Consider the following 13319-nt stretch of genomic DNA (forward strand, 5'->3'; position numbering starts at 1 on the left):
TAAACTGATCTTACATGACTGTCGCTTAGTATAATTCTCAACTAAGCACTTTATTTTTATAATTTCATGCCAAGATAGACATTAATACTGCAAAAGTGGAGTGAAAACTTTGGAAGCGCGCGTAATCGGTCTAGAAAAATTAGGGAAACACGATGTCGAACTCGTAGGTGGGAAAAACTCATCTTTGGGTGAAATGATCAGCCATTTATCAAATGCTGGTGTATCGGTACCTGGTGGCTTTGCAACTACTGCTGCTGCCTATCGTGAGTTCTTAGACCAAAGTGGTCTTAACGCTCGAATTCAAGCAGAACTTGCTCAACTCAACGTCGATGACGTAAATGCTCTTGCAGAAACAGGCGCTAAAATTCGTCAATGGATTGTAGAGACTCCACTCACTGCAACCTTAGAACAAGAAATTCGCGCCGCTTTTACAGCACTTTCTAACGGCAACCCTGATATCGCGGTTGCCGTTCGTTCATCTGCAACTGCTGAAGATTTACCAGATGCTTCTTTCGCGGGTCAACAAGAAACTTTCTTGAATATTCGCGGTATTGATAACGTACTTATTGCGATTAAAGAAGTATTTGCTTCTTTATATAATGACCGTGCAATTTCTTACCGTGTGCATCAAGGTTTTGATCATGACATCGTTGCACTTTCTGCGGGTGTTCAGCGTATGGTTCGTTCTGAAACTGGCGCTGCAGGTGTAATGTTTACACTTGATACAGAATCTGGTTTCCGTGATGTTGTATTTATTACTGCATCTTACGGTTTAGGTGAAATGGTTGTACAAGGTGCCGTTAACCCAGATGAGTTTTACTTATCTAAACCATTATTAAATGCAGGAAGACATTCTGTTTTACGTCGCAACCTTGGCTCTAAACACCAAAAAATGATTTATGGTGAAGAAGGTTCTGCGGGTAAATCTGTTGTTGTTGTTGATGTTGAAAAACAAGACCGTCAACAATTCGCTTTAAATGACCATGAGTTACAAGAGTTAGCTAAACAAGCGCTTATCATTGAGCAGCATTACGGTGCTCCAATGGACATCGAATGGGCAAAAGATGGTGATGACGGTCAAATTTATATTGTTCAAGCTCGTCCTGAAACTGTAAAAAGCCGCCAAAATGTAGGCACTATGGAACGCTACCTTCTCAAACAAAGAGGCACTGTTCTTTGTGAAGGTCGTTCAATTGGTCAACGTATTGGTTCTGGTAAAGTCCGTATTGTTAACTCAATTAAAGAAATGGACAAAGTTCAAGAAGGCGACGTTCTTGTATCAGATATGACCGATCCTGACTGGGAACCGGTAATGAAACGTGCTGCTGCAATTATCACTAACCGTGGTGGTCGTACATGTCACGCAGCAATTATTGCACGTGAACTTGGTGTACCAGCGATTGTAGGTTGTGGTAACGCAACAGAAGTATTAACTGATGGTCAGGAAGTAACTGTTTCTTGTGCTGAAGGTGATACAGGTTTCATTTACGAAGGTGCTTTAGATTTCGAAGTTCAACGCAACTCAATCGAATCTATGCCTAAGCTTTCGTTTAAAATTATGATGAATGTAGGTAACCCTGACCGTGCATTTGACTTTGCTCAAATTCCAAACGAAGGTATTGGCCTTGCTCGTCTTGAGTTCATCATTAACCGTATGATCGGTGTGCACCCTAAAGCCCTACTCAATATTGATAGCCTACCTCGTGAAACTCGTGCTGCGGTTTTAACTCGTACAGCGGGTTATGCTTCACCTGTAGATTTCTATGTTGAAAAATTGGTTGAAGGTATTGCGACTCTCGCTGCTGCATTTGGTGACAAGCCAGTGATCGTTCGTATGTCTGACTTCAAGTCAAACGAATACGCAAACTTAATTGGTGGTAAGTTATACGAGCCTGAAGAAGAAAACCCGATGCTCGGTTTCCGTGGTGCAAGCCGTTATGTATCTGATAACTTCCGTGATTGTTTCGAATTAGAATGTCGCGCACTTAAGAAAGTTCGTGATGAAATGGGTCTAACCAATATTCAAATCATGATTCCTTTTGTACGCACAGTATCTGAAGCAAAACGTGTTATTGAATTACTTGCACAAAATGGCTTAAAACGTGGTGAGAACGGATTAAAAGTAATCATGATGTGCGAATTACCAACTAACGCTCTGTTAGCTGAACAATTCTTAGAGCACTTCGATGGTTTCTCTATTGGTTCTAATGACTTAACTCAGTTAACGTTAGGCCTTGACCGTGACTCAGGTATTGTTTCACACTTATTTGATGAACGTGATGCAGCTGTTAAAGCTCTTCTTTCAATGGCAATCCATGCCTGCCGTAAAGCAGGTAAATATGTAGGTATCTGTGGTCAAGGTCCTTCAGACCATCCAGATCTTGCAAAATGGTTAATGGAACAAGGTATTGAATCTGTCTCTCTTAACCCAGACTCAGTTTTAGATACATGGTTCTTCCTTGCTGAAGAAAAAATCAAGCAAATCTAATATGTTATAAAAAAAGGCCCATCCGTGGGTCTTTTTTCATCTTTAGAATAGAGAATTTTTATTTATGCAAATTTACTTGGCACGTAATAATCAACAAGCTGGGCCTTATACTTTAGAACAAGTAAATCAAATGTTGGCTAGCCAACAAATTTTGTTAACTGATTTAGCTTGGCATGAAGGCATGACAGAATGGAAAGCTTTAGGAGAATTAACCCAAGGTAAACTTGTATATCAACCTATCGGTTATTCTGTACCTACAATAAATACGAATACATCAACTAATGAAACTATTCGTCAAATTCGTGTAGAACCTAAAGTTCATGAACTTGCATCTATTCCAGCTCGGGCTTTAGCAAAAATTATTGATTTATTGCTTTGGTTACCAATCGCTGCAATTCCTTCTTTTTTCTTTAATGAAGCTCAATATAAGCAATTATTCGAGCTGCAAAAACAGATGCAATCTGCCGAAGTCGCATCGACTAAAGCTGCAGAATTGCAACAGCAACTTTTTACTTTAATTCCAATAGAAGCTTGGCATTCAATGCTTCTTTACGTCGTAATTATGCTTGCAATTCAAGCCGTTCTTTTAACAAAGTTTGGTCAGAGTATAGGTAAGAAAATTGTTGGAATTAAAATTGTAGATGCTGAGGACAATAGCAAGGTTAATTTAACTCGCATCTTCTTATTAAGAAGTATTGTTTTTATCATATTAAACTTATTGTTTATGCCGATCAGTACAATTATTGACTACGCTTTTGCATTAGGACAAAAGCGACAAGCTTTACATGACAAAATTGCAAGAACAAAAGTGATCAAATGATAGTGAATGACTCATTCATTTAATGTCTAAAAAAAGAGGAGGCACCCCGCCTCCTTTTTTCTATAGTGAGTTGATATTTAAATAAAAGCTCTATTGCGACTCGATACCCTACAAAAAAAATCGGGTTTTAAAACAATTATTTCAGCCTACTTTATGTATAGCTTAGTTTGTCGATATGAGGCATAATGCCCTACAACGTAGCGGTGTCATATAATTGAGAAGTCTAAATTTAAGGATTAGCGTTCTCAATCATGCGACACTTTAATCGCTATCCCATATTTAATTAGGGAATGGGACTCTTCACCGAGGTTGTAAAATGAGACAAACGATTTTAGCTGTATTGTCTTTATCAACGCTTGCCGCACTTTTGACTGGGTGTGGTGGTGATATGGTACTTCTAAACTCTAAAGGTCCAGTTGGTCAAGGTCAAAGTGACCTTATGATGACTGCGATCTATTTAATGTTACTTGTGGTGATTCCTTCAATCATCATGGCATTATGGTTTGGTTGGAAATATCGCGCGTCAAATAAAGATGCAGACTATAAACCTACATGGGCACACTCAACTGCAATTGAAGTTGTAGTATGGGGTATCCCTGTCATTATTATTGGTATTTTAGCTTGGTTAACTTGGTGGGGTTCCCACAAGTATGACCCATACCGTCCTTTAGAATCAGATAAAGCACCTTTAACTATTCAAGTTATTGCTGAACAGTTTAAGTGGATCTTTATTTATCCTGAACAAAACATTGCAACAGTTAACGAAGTACGTTTCCCTGAAAAAACTCCGTTAAGCTTTAAAATCACTTCTAACTTTACAATGAACTCATTCTTCATTCCACAGTTAGGCGGCCAGATTTATGCAATGGCAGGTATGCAAACTCACCTTCATTTGTTAGCAAATGAAACTGGTGTATATCGTGGTTTCTCTTCTAACTACTCAGGTTACGGTTTCTCTCAAATGCGTTTCAAAGCGCATAGTGTTACAGAGCAACAATTCAACGAATGGGTAGCAGCGGTTAAAGCAGGTAATGGTTCAACCATTAACCCAGAAGCAGTTCAAAAAACTACGCTTGACCAAGCTGAATTGGCAACCTTACGTGATGGTAACCGTTCTAAGCATCAGATCGAGCATTTAGTAAATCGTGCTAAAGCTGCTGGTGATGAAAAAGCAGTTGCTGAAGCTGAAGCTATGAAACCGTTCCCGACTAAGCCACACCCTGTGACTTATTACTCTACTGTTGAGCCTAAATTGTTTGAAACAATTATCAACCACTATATGAGTAACTATCATGGTGTTGACCACTCTGCTGAACACGCAACAGCTGACACTCATGCTGCAGCTGAACACGCTGCTCAAGGGGAATAAGACATGGATATGATTTTTGGTAAACTGGGTTGGGACTCTATCCCGACAGAGCCAATCGTACTTGTCACCATGGTCCTTATGGCAATTGGTGCAATTGCAGTGCTTGGCGGTATCACCTATTTCAAAAAATGGGGATATTTGTGGAATGAGTGGTTTATTACGGTAGACCATAAAAAGATTGGTATCATGTATATCATCGTATCTGTTGTCATGCTTCTGCGTGGTTTCGCCGATGCGATCATGATGCGTTTACAACTTTTCCTCGCTAAAGGCGGCGGCGAAGGTTATCTACATCCTGACCACTATGACCAGATCTTCACCGCACACGGTGTAATCATGATCTTCTTCGTAGCAATGGGTCTCGTTGTAGGTATGATGAACATCTCTGTACCTTTACAGATTGGTGCTCGCGACGTTGCTTTCCCATTATTGAACTCTTTAAGCTTCTGGTTATTCGCTGGTGCTGCTGGTTTGATGATGCTTTCACTTGTGTTAGGTGAATTTGCTGCGACTGGTTGGATGGCTTACCCTCCTCTATCTGGCATTCAATATTCTCCTGGTGTAGGTGTCGACTACTATATCTGGGCACTTCAGGTTTCTGGTCTAGGTACGCTTTTATCTGGTGTTAACTTCTTCGTTACCATCATCAAAATGCGTGCACCGGGCATGAAATTAATGGACATGCCTATTTTCACGTGGACTTCACTTTGTACGGCTGTATTAATCATTGCATCATTCCCTGTATTAACAGGTACACTTGCAATGCTTACTCTAGACCGTTACTTCGGCTTCCATTTCTTCACAAATGAGCTTGGCGGTAGCCCAATGCTTTATGTGAACTTGATCTGGACATGGGGTCACCCTGAAGTATATATCTTGGTATTACCAGCATTTGGTCTATACTCAGAAATCGTTGCAACCTTCTCTCGTAAAGCGTTGTTCGGTTACAAGTCTATGGTGTATGCAACTATCGCGATTACTGTTCTTGCGTTTGTTGTATGGCTTCACCACTTCTTCACCATGGGTGCTGGTGCGAACGTTAACGCGTTCTTCGGTATCATGACCATGGTTATTGCGATTCCTACTGGTGTTAAAATCTTCTCTTGGTTATTCACCATGTATAAAGGTCGCATCACCTTTACTACTCCAATGTTATGGACGCTTGGCTTCCTTGTAACATTCGGTATCGGTGGTTTAACTGGTGTACTTATGGCTGTTCCACCTGCGGACTTCTTGGTACACAACTCATTATTCTTGATCGCTCACTTCCATAACGTAATTATCGGTGGTGTGGTGTTTGGTATGTTTGCCGGCATCATTTACTACTGGCCAAAAATGTTTGGTTGGAAGCTCAACGAAGCATGGGGTAAAGCTGCGTTCTGGTTCTGGTTCTTTGGTTTCTATTTTGCATTCATGCCACTTTATATCCTTGGTTTCATGGGTATGACTCGTCGTTTGAATACATATGACAACCCTGAATGGGATCCGTACCTTGCGATTGCATTATTTGGTGCTGTTCTTGTTGCGATTGGTATTGCATGTTTCTTAATGCAAATCATCGTTGGTTTCTTACAACGCAAAGACAACATGGACCTTACTGGCGATCCATGGGATGCTCGTACGCTTGAATGGGCGACCTCTTCCCCTGCTCCATTCTACAACTTTGCACATGAACCAGATGCAAGCGGTATCGACCGTTTCTGGACTGACAAAGAAAATGGTGTAGCATACGCACGTAACACTAAATATGAAGACATCCACATGCCGACTGATCGTGCTGCTGGTTTTGTCATTGCAATGTTCATTACTCTTCTTGGCTTTGCACTCATCTGGCATATTTGGTGGCTCGTTGTTGTTTCATTCGTTGCAGCTGTTGTTAGCTTGATCGTAAGCTCATTCACTAAGAATGTTGACTACTACGTTCCTGCTGCTGAAGTTGAGCGTATTGAAAACGAACGCTATGCTTTACTTGAAAAACACTTGAAGAAGGACTAAGGAAATGGCTGAAGTACTTCATCACGACAACCACGGCCATGACGGTCATCATGAACATGATGATACCGACTTAACGGTTTTTGGTTTCTGGACATACTTGATGAGTGACTTGATTCTTTTCGGATCACTCTTCATTGCGTTCGCTGTATTAAGCAGTCATGTTCCAGCAGGCACTCCAAGCGCATATGACCTATTCCATGACTCATTAGGCTTCGTGTTAACTGAAACATTTGCCTTATTGATTTCATCGGTAACCTTTGGTTTTGCTGTACTTGCATCTTATAAAAAGAATGTAAATCAAGTTATCACTTGGTTATTTATTACATTCCTTTTTGGTGCATCGTTCATTGGAATGGAAGTCTATGAATTCCATCACCTTGTACATGAAGGCCATGGTCCAACTCACAGTGCATTCTTATCATCGTTCTTTACTTTGGTTGGTACACACGGTATCCACGTAACTTCTGGTTTAGTGTGGATGCTAGTATTAATGTATCAAATCAAAACTAAAGGTTTGACTTTACCGAATACACGTCGTCTTGCTTGCTTAAGCTTGTTCTGGCACTTCCTTGACATCGTTTGGATCTGTGTATTCAGCGTCGTTTACTTACTGGGAGTTCTCTAATGAGTAGTCATGAGCATAATGCTGCTGGTGCGTCACACGGTAACTTTAAGCAATACACTGTTGGATTTATCCTTTCTGTTATCCTCACCATCATCCCTTTCGGGATGGTGATGGCGGGTGGTTTCAGTCGTGGTCTTTTAGTTACAGTGATTGCAATCACTGCGGTTGCTCAGGTTCTTGTACAACTTGTGTACTTCCTACACATGAATACATCATCTGAACAACGTTGGAATATGATTGCATTCATCTACACAATCCTATGTATCGCCGTACTTTTAATCGGTTCTGTGTGGATTATGAATTACCTTCACTACAATATGATGATCTAAACTGATTGTCATGTTGAGAAAATATCTATTCCTGACTAAACCAGGAATTCTCTTCGGTAATTTCATTACCACCTTGGGCGGCTTTTTCTTAGCCGCCCAAGGCTCTATAGACATCTTATTATTACTTCTCACCCTACTTGGAACAACTTTAGTTGTAGCTTCTGGTTGTGTGGTTAATAATGTTATAGATCAAGATATTGATACAAAGATGCAGCGCACACAAAACCGCGCACTAGTTAAAAAAACAATCTCTCCTACTGTTGCGCTGATATATGCATTAGTGCTTGGAGTAATTGGTTTTAGCATTTTGTGGTTCGGTGTAAATGGTTATGCATTTTTGTTTGCAATGATTGGTTTTATTGTCTATGTCGGTTTTTATAGTTTGTGGACCAAACGCACCTCAATCCATCAAACCGTCATTGGTAGTATCTCCGGAGCGAGCCCTCCTGTTATTGGTTATACAGCAGTAACTCATCAATTTGATGTGGCAGCCTTGCTTTTGTTTTTAGCATACGCTTTATGGCAAATGCCTCACTCTTGGGCAATTGCAATTTATCGTTTTGATGATTACAAAAATGCGGGAATTCCAATTTTGCCTGTAGCACGTTCTATTTATCGTACGAAAATTGAATGTGTAATATATATCCTATTATTTGCAGCTGTTTTGAATGGGTTATATTGTTTTGGCTATACCAATGTATTCTTTTTAATTACCTTTAATGCTTTGACTGCATATTGGTTATATTTATCAGTTATTGGATTTAAAGCCGAAAATGATCAATTGTGGGCTAAACGTTTTTTCCTGTACTCGGTCATATTAATTACCCTGTTAAGTTTGAGCTTTAGCTTTACCTATCAATCCCCTGCTCCAAATCTTCCTCTCTTTTAAACAAGAGAGGATTCCTCTTTATAGTAAAGAAGTTTTACTTTTCTGATCAAAAGATTTGTTTTTAGTCGAACTTTTACCTATAATTCAGCCTTCGCAAATTTTGCGACATAACTTATTAAGTTATGACTCCTTGCTTCTAATTTTTTTATTAGGGGCTGTTTAAACCGTAAGGAGCTGACAATGCGTCATTACGAAATCGTACTTTTGGTACACCCAGACCAAAGCGATCAAGTTGTAGGTATGGTTGAACGCTATATCTCTCAGATCAAAGAAGCTGAAGGTCAAATTCACCGTTTAGAAGATTGGGGCCGTCGTCAATTGGCTTACCCAATTAACAAAATTCACAAAGCGCACTACATTCTTATGAATGTTGAATGTGGTCAAACTACGCTTGATGAGTTAGAAGAATTATTCCGTTATAACGACGCGATCATTCGTAACCTTATCATCCGTCGTGAACACGCAATCACTGAAGAGTCATTGCTTGCTAAGAGTGCTGAAGAAAAGCGTGCGCGTAAAGCTCAACGCGAAGAAGCACAGCAAGTTGCTCAAGAAGCTGAATAAGGAGAACATCAATGGCACGTTTTTACCGTCGTCGCAAGTTCTGCCGCTTTACAGCTGAGAATGTTGCGTACATCGACTACAAAGATATCGACACTTTAAAACAGTACATCACTGAAAACGGCAAGATTGTTCCTAGCCGTATCACTGGTACTAAAGCTCGTTATCAACGTCAATTAGCACTTGCTATCAAACAAGCTCGCTATTTGTCTTTGATTCCGTACACTGACAACCATAAGTGAGGTGATCTGTGGACGTTATCTTATTACAACGCATTAAGAACCTTGGTAAATTAGGCGATAAAGTATCAGTTAAAGCTGGTTACGGCCGTAACTTCCTTATCCCTCAAGGTAAAGCAGTTGCAGCTACTGAAGCTAACACTGCTGCTTTTGAAGCTCGTCGTGCTGAACTTGAGAAGCAAGAAGCTGAAGTTTTAGCTGCTGCTCAAGCACGTGCTGAACAATTGAATGAAGTTAACATCGTTATCACTGCTAAAGCTGGTGACGAAGGTAAACTCTTCGGTTCTATCGGTACTCGTGACATCGCTGACGCATTAACGAATGCTGGTCTTACAGTTGACCGTGCAGAAGTTCGTTTACCAAATGGCGCGCTTCGTCACACTGGTGAATTCAACATCGCAATCCAATTGCACCATGATGTTGTTGCAGAAGTTCTCGTTACTATCGTATCTGAGTAATTTCTCATCAAAAAAAGAGCATGCTTTTGCATGCTCTTTTTTTATGTTTCAAATTTTAAAATAAGATATATTAATTCCTGATCAGTTCTTCAGTTTAATTGGTTTTTTAATTAGGTAGTTTATTTAATTTTGTTTTAAGATAGTTCTCGGCTTTACAGCCTCTTTGTGTACACCTTTCTTTATCATCAGGTCTAATTATGTCTCAGGCGAATGCCACTTCTTTAGCGCTTTCATCTCCAACAGAAAATAAAACGAGTGAATCAGGCCAACTTAAAGAGTTTCGCACTCCCCCACACAATTTAGCTATTGAACAAGCTGTGCTAGCTGCCCTGATGACAGTTGCCGAATCTTTCGAACAAGTTAACGATGTACTCAAAGAAAATGATTTTTACGCGACTCGCCATAAATATATTTTTCGTGCAATCGAGAAATTAGCACAAGAAAACTCACCCTATGATGCTGTCTTAGTAAGTGACTGGCTCTTAAAACAAAATTTACTTGATGCTATCGGTGGCGAAGAATATTTAATGCAGCTCATGGCTGACTCACCTTCAAGTTTCTATAACTTAGAAACTTATGCCACTAAAATTAAAGAGTTTTCTACGCTTCGTAGCATGATTAAAGTTAGTACTGAAATTTTGCAAAATGCTTATGACACGAAAGGCCGCGGTGTAAGTGAAATTTTAGACTTAGCTGAAACAAGTATTTTCTCATTAGCAGAACAGCACAATAACAATAAAAAAGATGCTGGTCCTAAATCTATTAGTTCTGTTACCGCAGACGTAATTAGTAAGCTTGATGAGCTTTCAAAATTAGATGGCAATATTACAGGTTTAACGACTGGCTTCTTAGAACTTGATAATAAAACATCTGGTATGCAACCTGGTGACTTAATTATCGTTGCTGCACGCCCATCAATGGGTAAAACTACTTTTGCCATGAATTTGGTTGAGAGTGTTTTGCAATATAACAAGTTACCTGCTCTGGTCTTTTCAATGGAGATGCCAGCAGACTCTATTGCGATGCGTCTTATTTCCGCAATGGGTAAAGTCCATCAAGGACATTTACGCTCTGGTAACCTCGATGCAGATGAATGGACCAAGGTGACTGGTACAATTTTGCAGCTTCAGCAAATGCATTTGTATATTGATGACTCATCAGCCCTACCTCCAACTGAACTTCGTGCCCGTGCTCGTCGTGTTGCCAAAATGCATGATGGTAAAATCGGTTGTATCATGGTCGATTACTTGCAGCTCATGAAAGTCCCGGGCATGGGTGATAACCGTGTAGGCGAGATCTCAGAAATTTCTCGTAGCTTAAAAGCATTGGCGAAAGAGATGCAATGTCCTGTTATTGCACTTTCTCAGCTTAACCGAAGTCTGGAAAACCGTCCAAATAAACGCCCTGTAATGTCCGACTTACGTGAATCCGGTGCGATCGAGCAGGATGCCGACTTAATTATGTTTATTTACCGTGATGAGGTTTATAACAAAGAGTCAAAAGAGGCCGGCACTGCAGAAATTATTATTGGTAAGCAGCGTAATGGTCCAATTGGTTCAGTTCGTCTTGCTTTTGAAGGTCAATATACTCGATTTAGTAATCTCTCTCCTGAGTATTACAGCCAATATGATGATGAAGAATAAGCTCTATCTCTAGCCCAAAGGAGTAAATGAGGGTGCGCCAAGCAACAGTTTATATTGACCGCAATGCACTTCAATATAACTTAAACCGTGTCAAACAACTCGCAACAAATTCAAAAATTGTAAGTATGGTAAAAGCCAATGCTTATGGACATGGAATCAAAGACTGTTTAGCAGCCTTAAATGCATCAGATGCCTTTGGTGTCGCCTGCCTACAAGAAGGTTTGGAAATTCGTGAATTAGGATTTCAACAACCTGTCACTTTAATTGAAGGGGTATTTTCTGAAGATGAAATGCCAATTGCAATTAAACAAAAATTTGAATGTATCATTCACCATCAACAACAGTTTGAATGGTTGATTAAACACAAACAAGCGTACATCAATCAAGGTTTAAAAGTCTGGGTTAAACTTAATAGTGGGATGAACCGGTTAGGTTTTAAAAATCCAGAAGTTATTGAAGTTATTAAGACTTTAAAATCTGAAGGATTTACTTGTGTACTTGCAATGCATTTCGCAAATGCAGATGTAGACCATCCACTTAACGAGCAACAAAAACAACAATTTCTACAAGTTAAACAAGCTTGTGATCCAGTGTTAGCTTCTTGCTGTAATTCTGCTGCTATTTATAAATGGCCAGAGTTACATTTTGATTATGTTCGTCCGGGTATCATGCTTTACGGCGCCTCACCTTTTGCAGATCAAACAGTCCATGATCTTGACTTAAAACCAGTGATGACTTTTTCAGCAGAAGTAATTGCACTCAACCATATTCAAACTAATGAACATGTCGGTTATGGATCAACTTTCTGTGCCACTCAAGCAATGGATATTGCAATTGTTTCTATAGGTTACGGTGATGGTTATCCACGAGCTTATATTAAACCGAACTATGTCGCTATTGATAAACAACCCTGTGCGGTTGTAGGGCGAGTGAGTATGGATATGATTGCAATCGACGTGACAGGCATGAAAGTAAAATTAGGCACTCCAGTTGAACTCTGGGGTCCACATCGCTTAGTTGATGATGTTGCGGATGCAAACGGAACGATAGGATATGAATTACTCTGTCGATTAAGCAATCGCCCCACTCGTAAAAGTACTTAAATAATAAAATATAAAAAAAATCCAAGCATGCTTGGATTTTTTTTATTTAAACATTCAAAATTTATCGCCAGTAATCATCTGTAGGCTTTGGCATTTCCTGTAAACCCCGACGAAGAGTATCTGACCATTGTTTACTAATCTGTGAGAAATAAGGATCATCTTCGGTTATTCGTTTTCCCATGGGGATAACAAAGCTATCTTTAATGTAGACCAATGCATCAAGTGGTAAGCCAACAGAAACATTTGAACGCAAAGTCGAATCAAAAGAAATCAGGCTACAACGTAATGCATCATCTAGTGGCATTGCATAATATAAAGCTCGATCCAGAATAGGCTTCCCGTATTTACTCTCACCTATTTGAAAATAAGGTGTATCTGTAGTTGCGCAAATGAAATTGCCTTGTGGATAGACATTATAAAGTTGCATGTCACCACCCTTAATCTGCCCACCCACCAAAATACTACAGGCATAATTCATTTGTTCTTGAGTGTCCGAACTAATATCCTCTAAAACAGTTTTTAAGGTTTTTCCAATTAGTTCAGCCGCCTCAAACATCGTATTAACACTATATAGATTAGGCTCTTGCTGCAAAGTCAGGGCATTTTGCAAATGACCTATAACAGCTTGCGTTGTTGCTAAGTTACCTGCAGTTTGCAAGGCAATAAAACGTTCTCCGGTAACGCCGAAAGTATGCAGTTTTCGGAACACAGAAATATGGTCAACTCCTGCATTGGTTCTTGTGTCACTAATAAACACTAAACCTTGTTCCAATCTTAACGCACAACAATAGGTCATTTCA

The 13319-nt window shown here is 39.8% G+C and carries 13 protein-coding genes; 12 read left to right on the forward strand and 1 reads right to left on the reverse strand.

The genetic code is table 11. The features are described from left to right. Nucleotides 1-100 precede the first annotated feature (100 nt). From ppsA to alr, 12 genes are all read left to right on the forward strand, one after another. The gene (gene ppsA / locus ACTJJG_RS01990) at nucleotides 101-2488 is read left to right on the forward strand and encodes a phosphoenolpyruvate synthase (protein ID WP_005803576.1); all 2388 of its coding nucleotides are present in this window, start codon (nucleotides 101-103) and stop codon (nucleotides 2486-2488) included. 64 nt (nucleotides 2489-2552) lie between these two features. Beyond that, nucleotides 2553-3308: an RDD family protein gene (locus ACTJJG_RS01995; RefSeq protein ID WP_002119677.1), complete on the forward strand. Its 756-nt coding sequence runs from the start codon at nucleotides 2553-2555 to the stop codon at nucleotides 3306-3308. A 316-nt stretch (nucleotides 3309-3624) separates the two neighbouring features. Further along, complete coding sequence (gene cyoA, locus ACTJJG_RS02000) at nucleotides 3625-4677, forward strand: ubiquinol oxidase subunit II (protein WP_002119579.1); 1053 nt, start codon at nucleotides 3625-3627, stop codon at nucleotides 4675-4677. Between the two features lie 3 nt (nucleotides 4678-4680). Then, entirely contained in the window at nucleotides 4681-6672 is a 1992-nt protein-coding gene (cyoB, locus tag ACTJJG_RS02005) for a cytochrome o ubiquinol oxidase subunit I (protein WP_005068497.1), read from the forward strand. A gap of 4 nt (nucleotides 6673-6676) precedes the next feature. Next, nucleotides 6677-7297 (forward strand): cytochrome o ubiquinol oxidase subunit III, encoded by a 621-nt coding sequence (gene cyoC / locus ACTJJG_RS02010; protein WP_002119759.1) that lies wholly within the window; start codon nucleotides 6677-6679, stop codon nucleotides 7295-7297. Then, the gene (locus ACTJJG_RS02015; RefSeq protein ID WP_000094534.1) at nucleotides 7297-7626 is read left to right on the forward strand and encodes a cytochrome o ubiquinol oxidase subunit IV; all 330 of its coding nucleotides are present in this window, start codon (nucleotides 7297-7299) and stop codon (nucleotides 7624-7626) included. Before cyoC ends, ACTJJG_RS02015 begins: the two co-directional genes overlap by 1 nt. Before the next feature lie 10 nt (nucleotides 7627-7636). Further along, the gene (gene cyoE, locus ACTJJG_RS02020; protein WP_002119614.1) at nucleotides 7637-8515 is read left to right on the forward strand and encodes a heme o synthase; all 879 of its coding nucleotides are present in this window, start codon (nucleotides 7637-7639) and stop codon (nucleotides 8513-8515) included. Between the two features lie 180 nt (nucleotides 8516-8695). Next, on the forward strand, nucleotides 8696-9079 hold the full coding sequence (gene rpsF, locus ACTJJG_RS02025; protein ID WP_002119610.1) for a 30S ribosomal protein S6: 384 nt from the start codon (nucleotides 8696-8698) through the stop codon (nucleotides 9077-9079). 11 nt (nucleotides 9080-9090) lie between these two features. Continuing rightward, nucleotides 9091-9318, forward strand: coding sequence for a 30S ribosomal protein S18 (gene rpsR, locus ACTJJG_RS02030; protein WP_000090661.1), 228 nt, complete (start codon nucleotides 9091-9093; stop codon nucleotides 9316-9318). Nucleotides 9319-9326: 8 nt separating this feature from the next. Beyond that, nucleotides 9327-9773, forward strand: a complete 447-nt coding sequence (gene rplI / locus ACTJJG_RS02035; protein ID WP_000382591.1) for a 50S ribosomal protein L9 — start codon at nucleotides 9327-9329, stop codon at nucleotides 9771-9773. A 197-nt stretch (nucleotides 9774-9970) separates the two neighbouring features. Then, complete coding sequence (gene dnaB / locus ACTJJG_RS02040; protein ID WP_002119718.1) at nucleotides 9971-11416, forward strand: replicative DNA helicase; 1446 nt, start codon at nucleotides 9971-9973, stop codon at nucleotides 11414-11416. A gap of 32 nt (nucleotides 11417-11448) precedes the next feature. Then, a complete protein-coding gene (gene alr, locus ACTJJG_RS02045; RefSeq protein WP_080776749.1) occupies nucleotides 11449-12519 on the forward strand; it encodes an alanine racemase in 1071 nt (356 codons plus the stop codon). A 61-nt stretch (nucleotides 12520-12580) separates the two neighbouring features. Here the strand turns inward: alr and ACTJJG_RS02050 are convergent, their stop codons facing one another. Then, nucleotides 12581-13315 (reverse strand): proteasome-type protease, encoded by a 735-nt coding sequence (locus ACTJJG_RS02050; RefSeq protein ID WP_002119721.1) that lies wholly within the window; start codon nucleotides 13313-13315, stop codon nucleotides 12581-12583. Between the last annotated feature and the right edge of the window lie 4 nt (nucleotides 13316-13319).

Source organism: Acinetobacter sp. 22512 (genome assembly GCF_052044755.1).
In the GTDB taxonomy this organism is placed as follows: domain Bacteria; phylum Pseudomonadota; class Gammaproteobacteria; order Pseudomonadales; family Moraxellaceae; genus Acinetobacter; species Acinetobacter pittii.

What these genes read in the sequence shown, in the direction of transcription:
- ACTJJG_RS02050 (WP_002119721.1), bottom strand. Translation starts at nt 13,315, where the DNA reads ATGACCTATTGTTGTGCGTTAAGATTGGAACAAGGTTTAGTGTTTATT.
- cyoE (WP_002119614.1), top strand. Translation starts at nt 7,637, where the DNA reads ATGTTGAGAAAATATCTATTCCTGACTAAACCAGGAATTCTCTTCGGT.
- ACTJJG_RS02015 (WP_000094534.1), top strand. Translation starts at nt 7,297, where the DNA reads ATGAGTAGTCATGAGCATAATGCTGCTGGTGCGTCACACGGTAACTTT.
- cyoB (WP_005068497.1), top strand. Translation starts at nt 4,681, where the DNA reads ATGGATATGATTTTTGGTAAACTGGGTTGGGACTCTATCCCGACAGAG.
- rpsR (WP_000090661.1), top strand. Translation starts at nt 9,091, where the DNA reads ATGGCACGTTTTTACCGTCGTCGCAAGTTCTGCCGCTTTACAGCTGAG.
- cyoC (WP_002119759.1), top strand. Translation starts at nt 6,677, where the DNA reads ATGGCTGAAGTACTTCATCACGACAACCACGGCCATGACGGTCATCAT.
- rpsF (WP_002119610.1), top strand. Translation starts at nt 8,696, where the DNA reads ATGCGTCATTACGAAATCGTACTTTTGGTACACCCAGACCAAAGCGAT.
- cyoA (WP_002119579.1), top strand. Translation starts at nt 3,625, where the DNA reads ATGAGACAAACGATTTTAGCTGTATTGTCTTTATCAACGCTTGCCGCA.
- dnaB (WP_002119718.1), top strand. Translation starts at nt 9,971, where the DNA reads ATGTCTCAGGCGAATGCCACTTCTTTAGCGCTTTCATCTCCAACAGAA.
- ACTJJG_RS01995 (WP_002119677.1), top strand. Translation starts at nt 2,553, where the DNA reads ATGCAAATTTACTTGGCACGTAATAATCAACAAGCTGGGCCTTATACT.